The sequence below is a fragment of the Blautia massiliensis (ex Liu et al. 2021) genome (assembly GCF_052064225.1).
Lineage (GTDB): Bacteria > Bacillota > Clostridia > Lachnospirales > Lachnospiraceae > Blautia_A > Blautia_A fusiformis.
Map to the genome: position 1 here is coordinate 1 of NZ_JBQHWA010000003.1, position 17,250 is coordinate 17,250.

Below are 17,250 nucleotides of genomic sequence, written 5' to 3' on the forward strand. Positions count from 1 at the left end.
CTGGTTCTCTAATCCTGCTCAGATTACGGCAATCAAGCGCAAAGGAATGGATGTGATTGCCATGATCAAGAAAAGCAGTCGGATCAAGTATTAAAGAGGGCAAAAGATTTTAGGACACGTCAATATCAATATAACTATGATCTATGCAAAAGTATCAGACGCGGATATCAAAATGTCACACATGAAATATGCAATTTAGAGAGCTGAAAAGCTCTCTTTTTTGAAAGGAGAAGACTATGAAAATCAGAGCAGAGCCGGAAGGCTCTTATTTTTATACAAAATTGCGCCGGCGCAACACCGGAGAAAGCGTGAATAATTGAAAGAAATACTCACACAAACATATCTTATCGCATTGCCGATTTTGCTTGGTTATATCGTCTGGCTTCTGAAAAATCAGAAGAAAGATCGAGACGCAAACAGTAAGGGAACTATGCTCTTGCTTCGCGTCCAGATGATTGAGTATCACTCAAAGTATACGAAGATGGGAGATATTCCGTCATACGCATATCAGAATTTCTGCGAAATGTACGAAGCCTACCACAGACTTGGTGGAAATGGCATGGTAACAAAAATGAAACAGGAAATTGAAGAACTGCATATCAAAAGAAAAGGAGAATGACTATGAATATTAACACTATCACACAGTATGTAACTTACGCCCTGGCCCTGATCGGAATCCTGGCATTTATCGTTTCAGCAATCGTGCAGGTGATCAAAGATCTTCCAGGCCTGAAGAACATTCAGACCAGTATTGTTGCCCTTGTAGCATCCCTGATTCTGTGCCCGGTAGCATTACTGATTCTGTGCACATATTATAAAACTGCAATAACCTGGTATTACATTGTAGCATCTGTGATTGCAGCATTTATCGTGTATCTGGTTGCAACCGGAGGCTGGGAGAAAGTCAAGGAGATCTGGGAAAGAACAAAATATAAAAATTCAGAGGGTGAGTGATCACCCTCACAGGAGGAAAATATGATAAAGATCATGGGAACCCCACAGGCCAGCATTGAACAGATGAAGGTTTACATCAAAAAAGTAAATCCACAGGTGTCCGATTCGGTCACAAAGATGATTTCTCTGTATATCACGGAAGGCACGGCAGAGGGCGTGCGTGGTGACATTGCTTTTGCCCAGTCCTGTTTGGAAACAGGAAACTTCACGTTTTCGGGATCAGCAGTAACACTTGATCAGAACAATTTCTGTGGATTAGGTGTGAACGCCACAGGAAAGAAAGGCTACAGCTTTAAAACTGCGAAAGAAGGTATCCGGGCACAGATCCAGCACCTGCAGGCATATGCTTGTACAGATCGGTTAAAACAGAAATGTATTGATCCGCGCTATACATACGTGTCGAGAGGAGGCGCAGAGTATGTCGAGCATCTCGGCACGCATGAAAACCCGAAGGGCCAGGGCTGGGCATCCGGACAGAACTACGGCCAGAAGATCATCAACATTCTGAACAGCATATTATCAATTAAGACAGAGAAGGAGAATGATACTATGAATATCAATACAAGCTTTATCAGCAATAATAACAGCTATGCAGGTCAGACACCGGTGTATATTGTTATTCACAACACAGACAACTATGCAAAGGGAGCAAATGCAAAAGCACACGCAAAGGCCCAGCATGATGGAAATTTTAAAGGCTACTCCGCGCATGTATTCGTTGATGATACAGAAGCATACCAGGCACTTCCGTATGATCGTGGCGCGTGGCATGTAGGAGTTAATTATGGCGACCGTTTGTTCGGGACAGTCAACAACAGAAATGCGGTAGGAATCGAGATGTGCGTCCAGGAGGGCTACAATTACGAGAAAGCATTCCAGAATACAGTCCAGGTATGCAAACAGATCATGAAACAGCTGGGAATCCCGTCAGACAGAGTTGTACAGCATTATGATGTATGCGCCAAGAACTGCCCGTCAGCAATCCGGGCCAAGGGTGACTGGAATCGTTTCAAGCAGCTGATCGGAGCCAAGACCACCACGGCAACAGTAGATAAATACTACCGCACAAGAAAATCCTGGGCTGACAGTAAGAGCCAGATCGGAGCATATAAGAGTCTTGAAAATGCAAAGAAAGAATGGAAAGAAGGCTACACCATCTACGACTGGAACGGAAAAGCGGTGTATCCAGTGGAAAAGACAAGTGCAATAACACTGACAAAAGAAATTAAGGTTCAGCTTCCGGTTATTAAAAAAGGCAGCTCCGGAGCAGCAGTATCTTCCCTGCAGGCCGTGCTTGGTGTTGAAGTAGACGGTTCTTTCGGAAACGATACAGAAACATCTTTGAAAGTATTCCAGAAAAACGTTGCTATTACTGCAGATGGCTCATGCGGAATAGACACCTGGACAAAGGTGATTGAACACATGAAAGCCAACACAAAATAAGTATAAGAACGGGTAAGAATGAAGCGATAGCTAACAAATAGCTAACATTATGTGGAAAAAGCATGAAAATAAAGGAACAGCTGTTTCCGTACAGGAAGCTGCTGACGCTGGCAAATTCTGATTTCAGATAACGAAAAATAGTGTGAAAGGCTGTAAACTTTAGGGTTTATGGCCTTTTTCTTTTTGCTCTGCAATAGAACAAAATATTCTCAAAAAGTGCGAAAACAGTAATAGTGAACACGTAGCTAACATTTTTGGGGAATTTATGAAATATTTTTTGGAGAAATTCATAAAATAAATCAAAGCGGCAGGGGAGATACTGAGAATATTTATGGAAGCGCTTGTGGATTATATTAAACCGGAATTGCTGATCACAGCGATCGCTTTGTATTTTATGGGAATCGCACTGAAGGAGGCTCAGGCTGTGAAGGATAAATATATTCCGCTGATACTGGGGTGTGCAGGGATCCTTATATGCGGAATTTATGTTTTTGCTACCTGTTCCTGTAAAAATGCACAGGATATTGCAATGGCAGTATTTACATCCACGACACAGGGAGTCCTGGTGGCGGGGCTTTCTACATATGTGAACCAGCTGATCAAACAGCTGGAAAAAGATGAATAATGGATTTTGTAAGGTAGTTTCAGATACTTGCAGCAGCTGCAGGAACTTATGCGCCAGAAGAAAGCCGTTCAGAACAGGATGCAGGTAATTTGCGGAAATGCCATAATTGAGAGTAGGAGAAAATATATCATAAAAAGGAAGGATACATCATGCATGAGCAGATGCATCCTTCCTTTTTGAATTGGTTATTTATGCATTTTTCAGTGCCTGATCCAGATCTTTGATAATATCATCCACATTTTCGATACCAATGGAAAGACGGATCATTCCGGGAGAAACTCCTGCTTCAACCAGCTGCTCGTCGTTCATCTGACGGTGGGTATGGCTGGCTGGGTGAAGGACCATAGTGATGGAAGCAGCAACATGAGTTGCGATGGTGGCAAGCTTCAGACTGTCCATAAAACGGACTGCTGCATCACGGCCACCGGTCAGTTCAAAGGAGATAACGCCGCAGGTACGGCCATCCTTCATATATTTCTGAGCCAGTGCGTGATATTTATCCTCCGGAAGTCCTGCATAATTTACATGAGAAACCTTTTCGTGTGCGTTTAGGTATTCTGCGATCTTCTGGGCGTTGGAGCAATGGCGTTCAACACGCAGTGGAAGCGTTTCCAGGCCGAGGTTCAGAAGGAAGCAGTTCATCGGAGACGGAATAGAGCCCAGATCACGCATCAGCTGGGAAGTAGCCTTAGTGATGTAAGCTTTTTTTCCAAACTGCTTTGTATAGACAACACCGTGATAGGATTCATCCGGCTCTGTCAGACCGTGATATTTATGGCCATAGGCGTCCCAGTCGAAGTTACCGCTGTCGACAATGGCACCGCCTACCTGAACGGCATGTCCGTCCATATATTTAGTGGTGGAGTGGGTAACGATATCTGCACCCCACTCGAAGGGACGGCAGTTTACCGGTGTGGCAAAGGTGTTATCCACAATAAGAGGCACGCCGTTCTGGTGTGCAACGTGTGCAAATTTCTCGATGTCCAGGACGACCAGAGCCGGATTGGCGATGGTTTCTGCAAAGAGAACCTTTGTGTTCGGTTTAAATGCGGCAGCAATTTCTTCTTCTGTTGCATCGGTATCAACAAAGGTGCAGTCAATGCCGAGCTTCTTGAAGGTGACGGCAAGAAGGTTGAAGGTTCCTCCGTAAATGGTAGAAGCGGCAACAACGTGATCGCCTGCCTCACAGATATTAAATACTGCGTAGAAGTTGGCTGCCTGTCCGGAAGAAGTCAGGATCGCAGCAACACCGCCTTCCAGATCTGCGATCTTTGCAGCTACGGCATCGTTGGTCGGGTTCTGGAGACGGGTGTAAAAATATCCGTCTGCCTTCAGATCAAATAACTGGCCCATTTCGTCAGTGGTGTCATATTTGTAAGTAGTGCTTTGATAGACAGGAAGTGCACAGGGCTCGCCCTTGGATGGGGTATAGCCGGAGTGGATACATTTAGTTTCTAAATTATAGTCGCTCATAGGGATAAGTCCTTTCTACTGTGTTTTTCGTATGAATTTAACCGAATCAGGGAAGTTTGCCTGCGTTTCAGGGATTTCTGAGAGAAGCTTTGATCCTTACAGTTCGGCTAAATAAAGTATGAAAAATGCATTTGTGTATTTTAAATAAAACTACATATAAGTATAACTCTTTATGTGTTGAAATACAATAATATTCTACATAAACTCTACTAGGGTATAAGGGAAATAAAATATTGCGTTCTGGTGCACATAATAAAACACTATATGATCAACGTTTGTAATAAGCATAGTAAGTCATTTTATAGATGCAAAAATGTGAGTGAATGCCGAAAAAATACTGTAAAACAAACAAAATATGTGAATAAAGTAACAAATAGTGAAAATCGCATAAAAACAAAATGAAAATTTTGTACAAAAAAGACATTGCGTTCACGTGCACAAAATGATAATATAACATCATCAAAAAGAACACAAAAACAGAAAACAATAAAAAAATGAACGGAGGAATTTAAAATGTTAAGAGTAGGAGTTATCGGATGCGGCGGAATGGGAAGAGATCATATCAGAAGACTGACAGAGAAGATCCAGGGAGCAGAAGTAGTAGCTGTTTCCGATGTATTTGAGGAAAGTGCCAGGAAAGCAGCCGAGATCTGCGGAGCAAAAGTCTATGCAGACAGTAAGGAGCTCATCAATGCAGAGAACGTAGATGCAGTATTTATCGTATCTCCGGGCTTCGCACATGTAGATTCTCTTCTTCAGGCGATCGAGGCCGGCAAGAGGATTTTCTGTGAGAAACCATTATGTACAACTGCTGAGGACTGCCTGAAAGTAGTAAAGGCAGAGGAGGCAGCCGGCAAACATCTCATCCAGCTTGGATTTATGAGACGCTATGACAAGGGATATCAGCAGATCAAGGAAGCGCTTGCAACCGGAGAATACGGCGAGCCGCTGATCCTTCACTGTACACACAGAAATCCGGAGGTAGGTACCAATTACAACACACCAATGGCTGTGCACGATACCGCAATCCATGAGATCGATGTCCTTCACTGGCTTGTAGATGATGAGTATGAATCAGCACAGGTAGTAATGCCAAGAGTGACGAAATATTCCCACTCTGAGCTGAAGGATCCGCAGATCATGATGCTCCGTACTAAAAAAGGTGTATGCATTGATGTAGAAGTATTTGTAAACTGCAAGTTCGGATATGACATCAACTGTGAAGTTGTATGTGAGGACGGTGCACTGAAAATGGCACAGCCGGCTTATCCGTCTATCCGCAAGAATGCGGCAGTGTCCACTGCTATTGACATAGACTGCTTCGTAAGATTTAAAGACGCTTATGATAAAGAGGTTCAGGACTGGGTTGATAATGCAGAGGCAGGAGTGATCACAGGACCGAATGCATGGGATGGATACCTGGCAGCGATCACTGCAGATGCTCTTGTAAAAGCGCAGGAAACCGGACAGATCGAGAAAATCGTTTCAGCAGTTGAGAAGCCGGAATTTTATAAATAAATATATTTTACGAGCTCCACCTCATCAAGTGTGAGTTATCATACCAACTTATTGCTACAGACTTCCCCAATGAGTCTGCGGCGGCAGTTACCGGCAGGATCCGATTCCGCTTCGGCTTTGTTGAAACTGCAGTGGAAAACCTGCCGGTGAGATTAACCGTAAAAATTGGCTGAAAAGTAAAAACATATGGAGGGTATTGAAGATGAAATTAGGATTTAATGAAGCAACTGCACTGGAATGTAAAGGACAGTCTCTTATGGCAGACCTGGAGATGTGCGAGAAATATGGTTTTGATTATATTGAGATCCGCTTTGACTGCGTAAAGGACTATCTTAAAGAGCATACACTGGAAGAACTTGCAGACTGGTTTAAGAATCATCATCTGAAACCATGGGCATACAACACTCTGATCTTCTTTAACCAGAGAGATGAGGCAGGGGAAAAAGAGATTGACAAAGAAGTTGATTTTATCCTGAAGGTTTCCAAAGCGATCGGAATGAAAATGCTGATCACCGTTCCAAGCTTTGATGTAAAAGACAAATCTGTCAGTGAGATCAAAGAAGAAGCAGTTGCACGTCTTCGTTATCTTTCCGATAAGGTTGGCGCGGATATGAAGATCTCCTTGGAGTTCTGTGGTGCACCGAACTGCTCCATCAACCAGTTTGGAACAGCCTATGATGTGGTAAAAGCAGTAGACAGAGATAATGTAGGCGTTACCGTGGATACCTTCCATTTCCATGAGATGTGCTCCCGCCTTGAGGACCTGAGAGCTGCTGATGGCAAGAAGATTTTTGCATACCATTTAAATGACTGTGAGGATCTTCCGCTTGGCTCCTGCGGAGACGACAAGAGACTGTGGCCGGGTGAGGGTGTTGTAGATCATGCAGGAATCGCAGCTGCACTGAAGGAGATCGGTTTTGATGGCGTTTGCACCATCGAAGAGTTCCGTCCGGAATACTATGCAATGAGTCATGAGGACAACGTGAAAAAGGCTGCGGAAGTTACCAGAGACTTTGTGCAGAAATATTTCGGATAATTCATTCAGAAAGGTCCGACCTTAAACCGATAGGAGGTAGATACTATGGCTGGTAAGGGAATCCCTGAATTGTTGAATTACAAGCAGAAGGGGAAAGACTTGAATGAATTCATCAAGGTTCCGTTGTCGGAAAAGCTGGCATACTGTTTTGGTGATCCGGCACTGACCTTGATGTATACCATGACTACAACTCTGCTGATCTATTTTTATACCAACGTTGTTGGAATATCAGCAGGTGCGGTAGGAATGATCATGCTTTTGTCCCGTGTTTTTGATGGATTTTCCGATGTGCTGATGGGAACTATTATCGACCGGACTCATTCCAAGTATGGAAAAGCCAGGATCTGGATCTTAAGACTTGCGGTTCCTTATGCGCTGGCAGCGGTGCTTTTGTTCACCATGCCGCCAATGGGAAATATGGGAAAGATCATCTATGCTTTTGTTACCTATAATATCATGAATACGGTTGTATACACTGCTATCAGCCAGCCATTCCATGCACTGGGATCTCTGATGAGCCGTGACCGTCGTGAACGTGATGTGATCTGTAACATCCGCATGGTATTGTCGATCACAGCAAGTATGATCATTACTGCGTTCACACTGCCGCTGATCAATGTCGTAGCGAATATTACCGGCAATCAGCAGATGGCCTGGATCCTGGTAACTGCCGGCTATGCGATCATTTCTGTCGGTGTACTTGTGAATACTTATATGGTCTGTACAGAGCGTGTTTCTGCAGCAAAACAGGAAAAGGAAGATATTCCTTTTGTGGAAGCATTTAAAGCAACTGTTACCAACCGGTATTTCCTTATCGCTCTGGGGCTGATGATCTTTTATACCGCATATCAGATCATTATCGGAACGGACCTTACCTATTACTGCCAGTATGTACTCGGAAATGTAGACCTCGTCATGCCTCTTTCCGCAGCTGAGAAACTGGCAACTGTGGTAGGAATTGCCCTTCTGCCGAAGGTACTTCCCCGTTATGGAAAAAGAAATCTCATCTGTGCCGGCTGCATCCTGGGCGTTGCAGGACAGCTTCTGTTCCTGATGAATATTACCAGTGTTTCGCTTGGTGTTGTAACCTGTATCATGAGAGGTATCGGAATCGCCCCATTCTATGGTGTGCAGTATTCTCTTCCAAGCGATGCTATTGAGTATGGCCAGTGGAAAACAGGCAAGCGTGTGGAGGGTCTGATGTTCTCATCTATGAGCATGGGTCAGAAAGCCGGTTCCGGACTGACTTCTGCTATTATGGGAGGAATTCTTTCGGCGGCATACTTTGACGGAACAAAGGCGACAGCGGCAGAGCAGTCTGCAGAGGCAATCCGCGTGATCAAGGGATTTTATCTGTATGTTCCGATAGCAATCTGGGTAGTGATGTTTGTGATCGCAGCATGCTACCAGCTGGACAAAGTTTATGACAAAATGATGCGTGAACTGATCCAGCGAGAATCGGGAGAGGAAAGCGGCTCTGTGCCGGGCGAGATTCAGTCCATGCCGTTACCGGAAGCTTCCGGAAACCGGATCAACGTGGCAATTGGAAGACTGTATGGCAGCAGTGGAAGAAAGATTGCCGAGGATGTTGCAAAAGCACTGGACTGCAAGGTTTATGATCGTCAGATCATCTGTCTTATGGCAGAAAAGTTCGGTATGGAAAAAGCAGATCTGGAAAGTGTAAGGCAGTATCTGGATTCCTACAATTATGAGGATTCTGAGCTTACATTTTCCCCGTATGGACATTCATCGTCAGGTGCGGCAGCAGATTATACAGGTGTTCAGATGTTTGAGGTGCAGAGCCGGATCATCCGTGAGCTTTCTGAGAGAAGACCAGGTGTATTCCTGGGAAGATGTGCCAACTATGTGCTTCGTGGAGAGCCGCATACATACAGCTTTTTCGTTTATGCAGATGATGCTTACCGGGAAAAAGAGGGCCAGGAATATTATAAAGGCCAGTCTCTTGGAGAACTGAAGAAACGTGATCAGATCCGAAATGAATACTATGAGAAGTTTACCGGAATCCGCAGAGACGATCCCCATTATTACGATATGGTGATCAATGTATCCAAAACAGGTGCAGCCGGAGCGGCCAGCCTGATTCTTGATTATATCCGGAATAAAGAAGAGGAAAAAGGAGGGAATGCATCATGAAGATCGCATTTGACGTAGATGTTCTTGCAAAACAGATGGATATCAACCGTATGGTCCATCAGGTGGCGGACTGGGGATATAAATATATTGAACAGTCTCCGCATCCGAGGATCAATCCGTTCTATAAGCATCCGTTGTTTTCAAAAGAATGTGAACAGGAATACAGACAGGCTCTTAAAGAGACTGGCGTTGAGATTTCGTCCTTTATCGTGGTGTATCGCTGGTCTGGTCCGACGGAGGAACAGAGACAGTTTGCAGTTGCAAACTGGAAACGGATGATCCAGATCGCCGGAGATATGGGAGTGAAGGTTATCAATACAGAGCTTTCGGGTGATCCGAACCAGCAGGAGATCTGCAATGGAATGTGGTTTAGATCCATGGAGGAATTGCTTCCGCTGATCGAGCGTGAGGGTATCCGTGTGGAGATCCAGTCTCATCCTTATGATTTCTGTGAGCTGAATAATGAGACCTGTGATATGGTGAAATCCTTCCGTTCTCCAAACCTTGGTTATGTGTATTCTTCTCCTCACGGCTTCTTCTACGATGAGGGCAAAGGAGATGTGCGGTCCATGCTGAAATATGCGGGAGATGAACTGACCCATGTACTTTTTGCGGATACCTTTAACCAGACCATGGACTGCAGATACATTTTAAATCCGCCGTGGCTGAATGGCCGTGGAAAAGCGGATGTGACGGTACATCAGCATCTTGCAATGGGTGAGGGTGATGTGGATTTTGATGGTATTTTTGAAACATTGAGAGAAATGGATTTTGCCAGCAAGCAGCTGAATCCGGATGCACCGAAAGCCGGCGGCGATAACATTGCCTGCGTTTCCATGTTTGGTTTTCCGGAAAAGATGGATAAGCAGGCACCGGAAGCAAGAGAGCGGATTGAGAGAGAACTGCTGGGGAAATGATCGGGTGATCGCGGCAGATCAGAAAGAAAACTGCAATAAATGAGCAGCTGACAGTACGCAGAACGGTGAATAAGAATGATAAAATAATGAATGTGTGCAGAAACACGGTTTCCAGGATGAAAGTTTCATTGTGGAAACCGTGTTTTTTGATGTCTTTCTTTACAAAAAAACTTTACATATATCAAACAACTGTCTTGTCACATGTAAAGGACTGTGGTATTATGTGTAAGATGTTTTGAAAAAAGTTACATGATAATAAAAAAGCAGATTAGAAGCATCTGCATAATAAAGACTAGTACAGCGAAAATTAAGTTTCTGCTATATTGACGCAGCAGATGAAAAATCAGACAAGTCAATATGGCGGTTACTTAATTTTCGCTGTACTAGAAAGCAAAAGCAGGAACTCAAAAAAGAAATCCTGCAGGAAAGGTGAAAGATAATGACAGTTGCAGAAGAAATCCAGAAATTAAAAAAAGAAAAAGATGCCATCATCCTTGCACACTACTACGTGCGTCCCGAAGTACAGGATGTAGCTGACTATATAGGAGATTCCTTTTATCTCAGCAAGATCGCAGCCAGCGCGAAAGAGAAGACGATCGTGTTCTGTGGAGTAGGATTTATGGGAGAGAGCGCCAAGATCTTAAGTCCGGATAAAACTGTTCTGATGCCTGCCATGGATGCAGACTGTCCGATGGCTCATATGGCAACAGAAGAAGGCATCCGCAAGGTGCGAGAGGAATATGACGATGTGGCAGTTGTATGTTACATTAATTCCACAGCAGCATTGAAGGAGCTTTCTGATGTATGTGTTACTTCCGCAAATGCAGTAAAGATCGTAAAAGCGCTTCCGAACAAAAACATCTTTTTTATCCCGGACAGAAATCTTGCACATTTTATTGCAGAACAGGTTCCTGAGAAGAACTTTATTTATAACGAAGGTTTCTGTATTGTCCATGAATTTATGGATCCGGAAGAAGTAAAAGCAGCAAAAGAAGCGCACCCGAATGCACTGGTTCTGGCACATCCGGAATGTCCTCAGACAGTTCTGAAACAGGCTGATTACATCGGAAGCACATCCGGAATCATTAAATATGCACAGGAAAGTGACAATAAAGAGTTTATCATCTGCACAGAATGTGGCGTTCAGTACAAGCTGGAAACTACCTGCCCGGATAAAAAATTCTACTTCACAGAAACCGTACCGATCTGCAAAAACATGAAAAAAGTATTTCTGGAAAATGTTCTCCACGTTCTGAAAACCGGGGAGAATGAGGTTCATGTAACAGACGAGACACGTGAAAACGCGAAGAGACCGCTGGAGCGGATGCTGGAACTGGCAAAATAAATAAAACACATTTGTATAAAAGATTTGTCTGAGTTGGCTGAAAAGAGAAATCAAGACAGAGAGGCGAAAAGCAATGAGAATTAAAACAGACGTAGTGATCGTGGGAACAGGTGTTGCAGGTATGTTCAGTGCCTTGAAGCTTCCGCGGGACAAAAAGATCGTGATCATCACAAAAGAGGATATGAGGAGCAGTGATTCTTTTCTGGCGCAGGGCGGGATCTGTGTGCTTCGTGATGAAAACGATTACGACAGCTATTTTGAAGACACCATGAAGGCAGGACATTACGAAAACAGAAAAGAGTCGGTAGACATTATGATCCGAGGCTCCAGAGACATCATTAATGACCTTGTCGGATATGGCGTGGATTTCAAGATGGATGGAGATGATTTTGCCTATACAAGAGAAGGTGCACATTCCAGACCGAGGATCCTTTATCATGAGGATATCACAGGAAAAGAAATTTCCGAAAAACTGCTCCAGCAAGTCCTGAAGCTTGAAAATGTAACAATTCTGGAATATACTACCATGCAGGATATTCTTGTGGAAAACGGCAAATGTACAGGTCTGAAGGCAGTTTCCGCAGAAGCGAACAGGGCACGTCTTGAAGCTATGGAAGCCGAAGAAGCGGTGAAGACCCAGGAAGAGATCCAGCCGGGCGGAGAGATCCCGGTAGAGATTTATGCACAGGATACGATCCTGGCCAGCGGCGGGATCGGAGGAAGATATGCGCATTCCACCAACTATCCGCATCTCACAGGGGATGCTCTTGATATTGCAAAAAAACACAATGTGCGTCTGGAACATCTGGATTATGTGCAGATCCATCCGACAACGCTGTATTCCAAGAGACCGGGCCGCAGATTCCTGATCTCAGAATCGGTTCGAGGAGAAGGTGCAGTACTTTATAACAGCAAAAAAGAGCGTTTTGTCAATGAACTTCTTCCAAGGGATGTAGTAACAAATGCGATCCGGGAAGAAATGAAAAAAGAAGGAACAGACCACGTATGGCTTTCCATGGAAAATATTGACAAAGATACGATCCTGAATCATTTTCCGAATATTTATCAGAGGTGTCTGGAAGAAGGCTATGATGTGACAAAAGAATGCATCCCTGTTGTTCCTGCTCAGCATTATTTCATGGGCGGTATCTGGGTGGATTCTGACAGCAAGACCAGCATGGACCAGCTTTATGCAGTGGGAGAAACCAGCTGCAACGGTGTACATGGCGCGAACAGACTGGCAAGTAATTCCCTGCTGGAGAGCCTTGTATTTGCAAAACGTGCAGCCAAAGCAATCTCAGCAGAAAAGAAAAGTGCTGCAGGTGCGGCGTGAATGCAGACGGAATATAAATATCCGTATTATGAAAGACAGGAGCAGCCTTGCTTTGGAGAATAGGGCTGCTGTGATAATTAAGAAAGAGAAGGTATTGTAAAATGAATAAGATTACAATGACACTTCAGGTAGATCACCTGATCCTGGAGGCTTTAAAGGAAGATATTTCAAGCGAAGACGTTACCACAAACTCTGTTATGAAAGAAGCAGTTCCGGGAGAGGTAGATCTGATCTGTAAAGAGGATGGAATCATTGCGGGACTGGAAATCTTCAGCCGTGTATTTACGCTTCTGGATGCTGACACAAAAGTGGAGCTGTTCTGCAAGGACGGCGATGAAGTAAAAAAAGGTCAGAAAATGGGAAAAGTTACAGGAGATATCCGGGTGCTTCTTTCCGGCGAGCGTGTGGCACTGAATTATCTTCAGAGAATGAGCGGGATCGCAACCTATACACATTCGGTTGCGTCACTTCTTGAAGGAACAGGGATCACATTGCTGGATACCAGAAAAACGACGCCGAATATGCGTATTTTTGAGAAATATGCTGTTCGTGTAGGCGGCGGACAGAACCACAGATATAATCTTTCAGATGGAGTTCTTCTGAAAGACAATCACATCGGAGCAGCAGGAAGCGTTGCGAATGCTGTAAAAATGGCGCAGGAGTACGCTCCTTTTGTCCGCAAGATCGAAGTTGAGGTAGAAACTCTTGATCAGGTAAAAGAAGCTGTTGAGGCCGGCGCAGATATCATCATGCTTGATAACATGACTCCGGAGATGATGAAAGAGGCGGTGCAGCTGATCGATGGAAGAGCAAAAACTGAATGTTCCGGAAATGTTACAAAAGAAAACATTGCAAAGATCAGGGATGTTGGTGTAGACTATGTATCAAGTGGTGCATTAACGCATTCTGCACCGATCCTTGATATTTCGCTTAAGAATCTTCATCCGCTTTCCTGAAAAATACAGGATTTTACAGAATACCGAGTGCTGTGACAGGAAATACCCCGAATATCAGAAAAGAAGCGTGAATTGCCGGAAGCAGAGGCATAGCAGGTGATGTCGGGCCGGGTTGGAGAGATCGCGAGAATGAAGGAGAGAGGTATCGGAATAAAAAGTACAGGCACAGCCAGGAAAGGGGAACTTAAATGACTGGTTCAGAACGCAGGACAGCGATCATGGATCAAATTAAAAACAGTGAACGGCCGGTCTCAGGAAGTGCTCTGGCCAGAACATTTCAGGTCAGCAGACAGGTGATCGTGCAGGATATTGCGCTGATACGCGCGGAGGGGAATGATGTGATTTCCACCAACAGAGGATATATTTTTACTGCTCCCCATACTGTGAGCCGGATATTCAAGGTGCATCATACAGATGCGGATCTGGAGAACGAGCTCTGCGGGATTGTGGATCTCGGCGGAAAAGTGATCAATGTAATGGTGAATCACAGAGTTTACGGGCATATCGAGGCAGAACTGAATATCAGCTCCAGGCGCCAGGTTGAGAATTTTATGGAGGATATCCGAAGCGGCAAGTCCAGTCCTCTGAAGAATATCACATCGGATTATCATTATCATAAAGTAGAAGCAGAATCCGAGGAAATCCTGGATATGATCCAGGATATGCTGAAACGACGAGGATTTCTGATCGAAGCAGAATAGCAGAAGTCAGATATAAAAAGAAAAGATATACAGAATGAGAAAATTCTGTTAATATGAAAATATAGTGATCACGAAAATAGGAGAGGGAATCCTGCATGGCAGGGTTCCTTCTTGCACCCTGCGGAAATGTGCACCTTGTGGAAATGTACAGACAGGGAAAACAGGATGCAGATATAAGGGTGAGAAAAAATACGGCCGGATATGTATGGAGGGGGAAATGGATTATCAGAGTATGTTTACATTTATGCTGGAGATGGCAGGAACTATTGCGTTTGCTGCTTCCGGAGCTATGGTGGGGGCGCAGAGAGGAATGGATATTTTCGGAGTCTGCGTTCTTGGAGTGGTGACTGCAGTGGGCGGAGGAGCTACCAGGGATATTATCCTGGGAATCGTGCCGCCGGGAATGTTTCAGGATCCGCTGTATACCATTGTGGCAACCGTGACGTCCTGTATTGTATTTGCAGTAATGTACTGGAAGCAGGAGCTTTTGGAAGGCGGGAACCGGCTGGTCTATGATAAGGTGATGCTGGTGATGGATACGGTTGGCATTGGTGTGTTTACTGTCATGGGGGTTGATAAGGGGATTTCCCAGGGGTATATGGAAAGAACTTTTTTTCTTGTATTTCTTGGGACTGTCACAGGAGTTGGAGGTGGCCTTATCCGTGATATGATGGCAGGAGTACCGCCATATATTTTTGTGCGCCATATTTATGCCTGTGCGTCTATTGTAGGGGCCATTGCCTGTGCTTGGATATACAGGCTGTGGGGCGGAGTGCCGGCCATGGTGATCGGAACGGTAGTAGTGATCCTGATCCGGTACCTGGCGGCACATTACCGGTGGAATCTGCCGAGACTGAGAAGAGAATAAAAAAGATATGAAAAGCTCCGGAACATTTAAGGAATAATGTTCCGGAGCTTTTTGGCTTTTATTTGGTTTATATTGCGTAGAAGATTTTATCTGTTCCTCTCATAAGAGAATCATGCGTCTGTATCCTGCAGAGCCAGGAAGCCTTCCTCGCCGGTACGGATCTTGACAACGTTTTCGATATCGTAAACGAAGACCTTACCATCACCGATCTGACCGGTATGAAGAACTTCTTTTGCAGTATCAATAACCTTCTGAACCGGTACAAGACTTACAACGATCTCGATCTTAACCTTCGGACGGAGGTTCATGTCAACCTCAACACCACGATAGTAGGTTGGAGCACCCTTCTGAACACCACAGCCCATAACGTTTGTGATAGTGATACCGGTTACGCCGATCTCGTTCATAGCCTGCATAAACTCATCCAGCTTGTTCTGACGTGTGATGATAACAACCTTTGTCAGTTTGTGTACGCCGTCTGCAGGAATTTCAGGAACAGATTCAGCAGGAGCAGAAGGAGCATGTTTTACAACAGGGGCTTTTACGGAAGTTCCCATTGGAGTCGGAGCCTTTGTCATGGTATCCTGTACAAAGAATCCATCGTATGCACTTGCGAGGCCATGCTCTTTCATATCCAGACCTGCGATCTCTTCTTCAGCGGAAACACGAAGGCCGATCGTGTGTTTGATCACCTGGAAGATAATTGTCATAGTAACAGCAACCCATGCGATGGTGATAACCATACCAATAAACTGAACAACGAAGCCATGGAAACCACCGCCTGTGAGAAGACCTTTCCACTCGGTACCTGCACCGTCGGAGAAAAGACCGACAGCAAGAGTTCCGAAAGCACCGTTAAGACCGTGAACGCCAACAGCACCAACCGGGTCATCAATTTTGAGAACTTTATCAACAAATTCAATACCAAGTACTACAATGAATCCGGAGAGGATTCCGATGATAGCTGCAGATGTAGGAGATACGGTATCACAGCCTGCGGTGATGGCTACCAGTCCTGCAAGAGAACCGTTCAGGGACATGGAAACATCCGGTTTTTTATAGCGGATCCATGTGATCAGCATAACTGTTACAGTAGCAACAGCAGCTGCAAGGTTTGTTGTTACAAAGATCTTTCCGGCGCTTACAATGGCATCGCCTTCCATGCTGACAGTAGATGCACCGTTGAAACCGAACCAGCAGAACCAGAGAATGAATACACCAAGTGCACCAACCGTAAGGTTATGTCCCGGGATCGCTCTGGATTTACCGGATTTGGAATATTTTCCGATACGAGGTCCGAGGATGATAGCACCGATCAGTGCAGCAACACCACCAACCATGTGAACGGCACAGGAACCTGCGAAATCATGAAATCCCATCTGGCTGATAAAGCCGCCGCCCCAGATCCAGTGACCGGATACCGGATATACAACGAGACTGATCAGTAAACTGTAGATACAGTAGGAGATGAATTTAGTACGCTCTGCCATGGCACCGGATACGATGGTAGCAGAGGTAGCACAGAATACAGTCTGGAAGATGAGAAATGCCCAGAAAGGAACTCCATCCGGAAGCATTGCGTTTCCGTAGTTTGCCTCTGAGGCGATTCCGCCGATCTTGCCGAAGAAACCGTTTCCTGCACCGAACATGATGCCAAATCCAACCAGCCAGAAGACCGGTGTACCGATACAGAAGTCCATCAGGTTTTTCATGATGATATTTCCTGCGTTTTTTGCTCTTGTGAATCCTGTTTCGACCATTGCAAATCCAGCCTGCATGAAGAAGACCAGTGCTGCACCGACGAGGACCCAAGTTGTGTTTACTGAAGAATACATAGTAACACTCCCTTTCCCAATTTTTTTCTTTCCTATTATGTATAGAAAGAATTTTTGTAATACCGGACAGAAAAAACAGACAGAATTTATCC

General features: G+C 44.7%; 15 protein-coding genes. 13 read left to right on the forward strand and 2 right to left on the reverse strand.

Annotation, left to right across the window (positions count from 1 at the left end):
- Window positions 1–316: 316 nt before the first annotated feature.
- From ACTNDQ_RS01390 to ACTNDQ_RS01405, 4 genes are all read left to right on the forward strand, one after another.
- Window positions 317–619: a hypothetical protein gene (locus ACTNDQ_RS01390; RefSeq protein WP_092070745.1), complete on the forward strand. Its 303-nt coding sequence runs from the start codon at window positions 317–319 to the stop codon at window positions 617–619.
- A 2-nt stretch (window positions 620–621) separates the two neighbouring features.
- Window positions 622–954, forward strand: a complete 333-nt coding sequence (locus ACTNDQ_RS01395; protein ID WP_288787470.1) for a ribonuclease — start codon at window positions 622–624, stop codon at window positions 952–954.
- A gap of 21 nt (window positions 955–975) precedes the next feature.
- Window positions 976–2,397, forward strand: coding sequence for an N-acetylmuramoyl-L-alanine amidase (locus ACTNDQ_RS01400; protein WP_441063366.1), 1,422 nt, complete (start codon window positions 976–978; stop codon window positions 2,395–2,397).
- A gap of 331 nt (window positions 2,398–2,728) precedes the next feature.
- The gene (locus ACTNDQ_RS01405) at window positions 2,729–3,022 is read left to right on the forward strand and encodes a phage holin family protein (RefSeq protein WP_059086307.1); all 294 of its coding nucleotides are present in this window, start codon (window positions 2,729–2,731) and stop codon (window positions 3,020–3,022) included.
- Window positions 3,023–3,211: 189 nt separating this feature from the next.
- Here the strand turns inward: ACTNDQ_RS01405 and ACTNDQ_RS01410 are convergent, their stop codons facing one another.
- Window positions 3,212–4,495, reverse strand: coding sequence for an O-acetylhomoserine aminocarboxypropyltransferase/cysteine synthase family protein (locus tag ACTNDQ_RS01410; protein WP_118752456.1), 1,284 nt, complete (start codon window positions 4,493–4,495; stop codon window positions 3,212–3,214).
- A 513-nt stretch (window positions 4,496–5,008) separates the two neighbouring features.
- Between ACTNDQ_RS01410 and ACTNDQ_RS01415 the strand changes: the two genes are divergently transcribed.
- The 9 genes from ACTNDQ_RS01415 to ACTNDQ_RS01455 all read left to right on the forward strand — a co-directional run bounded on the left by ACTNDQ_RS01415 (window position 5,009) and on the right by ACTNDQ_RS01455 (window position 15,323).
- Window positions 5,009–6,013 (forward strand): Gfo/Idh/MocA family protein, encoded by a 1,005-nt coding sequence (locus ACTNDQ_RS01415; protein WP_441063369.1) that lies wholly within the window; start codon window positions 5,009–5,011, stop codon window positions 6,011–6,013.
- Window positions 6,014–6,215: 202 nt separating this feature from the next.
- The gene (locus ACTNDQ_RS01420; protein ID WP_278796532.1) at window positions 6,216–7,049 is read left to right on the forward strand and encodes a sugar phosphate isomerase/epimerase family protein; all 834 of its coding nucleotides are present in this window, start codon (window positions 6,216–6,218) and stop codon (window positions 7,047–7,049) included.
- 45 nt (window positions 7,050–7,094) lie between these two features.
- Complete coding sequence (locus tag ACTNDQ_RS01425) at window positions 7,095–9,203, forward strand: cytidylate kinase family protein (protein WP_441063371.1); 2,109 nt, start codon at window positions 7,095–7,097, stop codon at window positions 9,201–9,203.
- A complete protein-coding gene (locus ACTNDQ_RS01430; RefSeq protein WP_441063373.1) occupies window positions 9,200–10,120 on the forward strand; it encodes a sugar phosphate isomerase/epimerase family protein in 921 nt (306 codons plus the stop codon). Before ACTNDQ_RS01425 ends, ACTNDQ_RS01430 begins: the two co-directional genes overlap by 4 nt.
- A gap of 439 nt (window positions 10,121–10,559) precedes the next feature.
- The gene (gene nadA / locus ACTNDQ_RS01435) at window positions 10,560–11,465 is read left to right on the forward strand and encodes a quinolinate synthase NadA (protein ID WP_278796530.1); all 906 of its coding nucleotides are present in this window, start codon (window positions 10,560–10,562) and stop codon (window positions 11,463–11,465) included.
- A gap of 73 nt (window positions 11,466–11,538) precedes the next feature.
- Window positions 11,539–12,798, forward strand: a complete 1,260-nt coding sequence (locus ACTNDQ_RS01440; protein ID WP_173739921.1) for an FAD-binding protein — start codon at window positions 11,539–11,541, stop codon at window positions 12,796–12,798.
- A gap of 101 nt (window positions 12,799–12,899) precedes the next feature.
- Complete coding sequence (gene nadC / locus ACTNDQ_RS01445; RefSeq protein WP_059086301.1) at window positions 12,900–13,754, forward strand: carboxylating nicotinate-nucleotide diphosphorylase; 855 nt, start codon at window positions 12,900–12,902, stop codon at window positions 13,752–13,754.
- A 188-nt stretch (window positions 13,755–13,942) separates the two neighbouring features.
- Window positions 13,943–14,455: a transcription repressor NadR gene (locus ACTNDQ_RS01450; protein WP_021651124.1), complete on the forward strand. Its 513-nt coding sequence runs from the start codon at window positions 13,943–13,945 to the stop codon at window positions 14,453–14,455.
- Between the two features lie 217 nt (window positions 14,456–14,672).
- The gene (locus tag ACTNDQ_RS01455; RefSeq protein ID WP_441063378.1) at window positions 14,673–15,323 is read left to right on the forward strand and encodes a trimeric intracellular cation channel family protein; all 651 of its coding nucleotides are present in this window, start codon (window positions 14,673–14,675) and stop codon (window positions 15,321–15,323) included.
- 110 nt (window positions 15,324–15,433) lie between these two features.
- Here the strand turns inward: ACTNDQ_RS01455 and ACTNDQ_RS01460 are convergent, their stop codons facing one another.
- A complete protein-coding gene (locus tag ACTNDQ_RS01460) occupies window positions 15,434–17,158 on the reverse strand; it encodes an ammonium transporter (protein ID WP_441063380.1) in 1,725 nt (574 codons plus the stop codon).
- Between the last annotated feature and the right edge of the window lie 92 nt (window positions 17,159–17,250).

Bases quoted from the DNA above. Each gene is read 5' to 3' on its own strand.
- ACTNDQ_RS01415 (WP_441063369.1), top strand. From the start codon at position 5,009: ATGTTAAGAGTAGGAGTTATCGGATGCGGCGGAATGGGAAGAGATCAT.
- ACTNDQ_RS01450 (WP_021651124.1), top strand. From the start codon at position 13,943: ATGACTGGTTCAGAACGCAGGACAGCGATCATGGATCAAATTAAAAAC.
- ACTNDQ_RS01425 (WP_441063371.1), top strand. From the start codon at position 7,095: ATGGCTGGTAAGGGAATCCCTGAATTGTTGAATTACAAGCAGAAGGGG.
- ACTNDQ_RS01405 (WP_059086307.1), top strand. From the start codon at position 2,729: ATGGAAGCGCTTGTGGATTATATTAAACCGGAATTGCTGATCACAGCG.
- ACTNDQ_RS01430 (WP_441063373.1), top strand. From the start codon at position 9,200: ATGAAGATCGCATTTGACGTAGATGTTCTTGCAAAACAGATGGATATC.
- ACTNDQ_RS01455 (WP_441063378.1), top strand. From the start codon at position 14,673: ATGGATTATCAGAGTATGTTTACATTTATGCTGGAGATGGCAGGAACT.
- ACTNDQ_RS01410 (WP_118752456.1), bottom strand. From the start codon at position 4,495: ATGAGCGACTATAATTTAGAAACTAAATGTATCCACTCCGGCTATACC.
- ACTNDQ_RS01420 (WP_278796532.1), top strand. From the start codon at position 6,216: ATGAAATTAGGATTTAATGAAGCAACTGCACTGGAATGTAAAGGACAG.
- ACTNDQ_RS01395 (WP_288787470.1), top strand. From the start codon at position 622: ATGAATATTAACACTATCACACAGTATGTAACTTACGCCCTGGCCCTG.
- nadA (WP_278796530.1), top strand. From the start codon at position 10,560: ATGACAGTTGCAGAAGAAATCCAGAAATTAAAAAAAGAAAAAGATGCC.
- ACTNDQ_RS01400 (WP_441063366.1), top strand. From the start codon at position 976: ATGATAAAGATCATGGGAACCCCACAGGCCAGCATTGAACAGATGAAG.
- ACTNDQ_RS01460 (WP_441063380.1), bottom strand. From the start codon at position 17,158: ATGTATTCTTCAGTAAACACAACTTGGGTCCTCGTCGGTGCAGCACTG.
- nadC (WP_059086301.1), top strand. From the start codon at position 12,900: ATGAATAAGATTACAATGACACTTCAGGTAGATCACCTGATCCTGGAG.
- ACTNDQ_RS01440 (WP_173739921.1), top strand. From the start codon at position 11,539: ATGAGAATTAAAACAGACGTAGTGATCGTGGGAACAGGTGTTGCAGGT.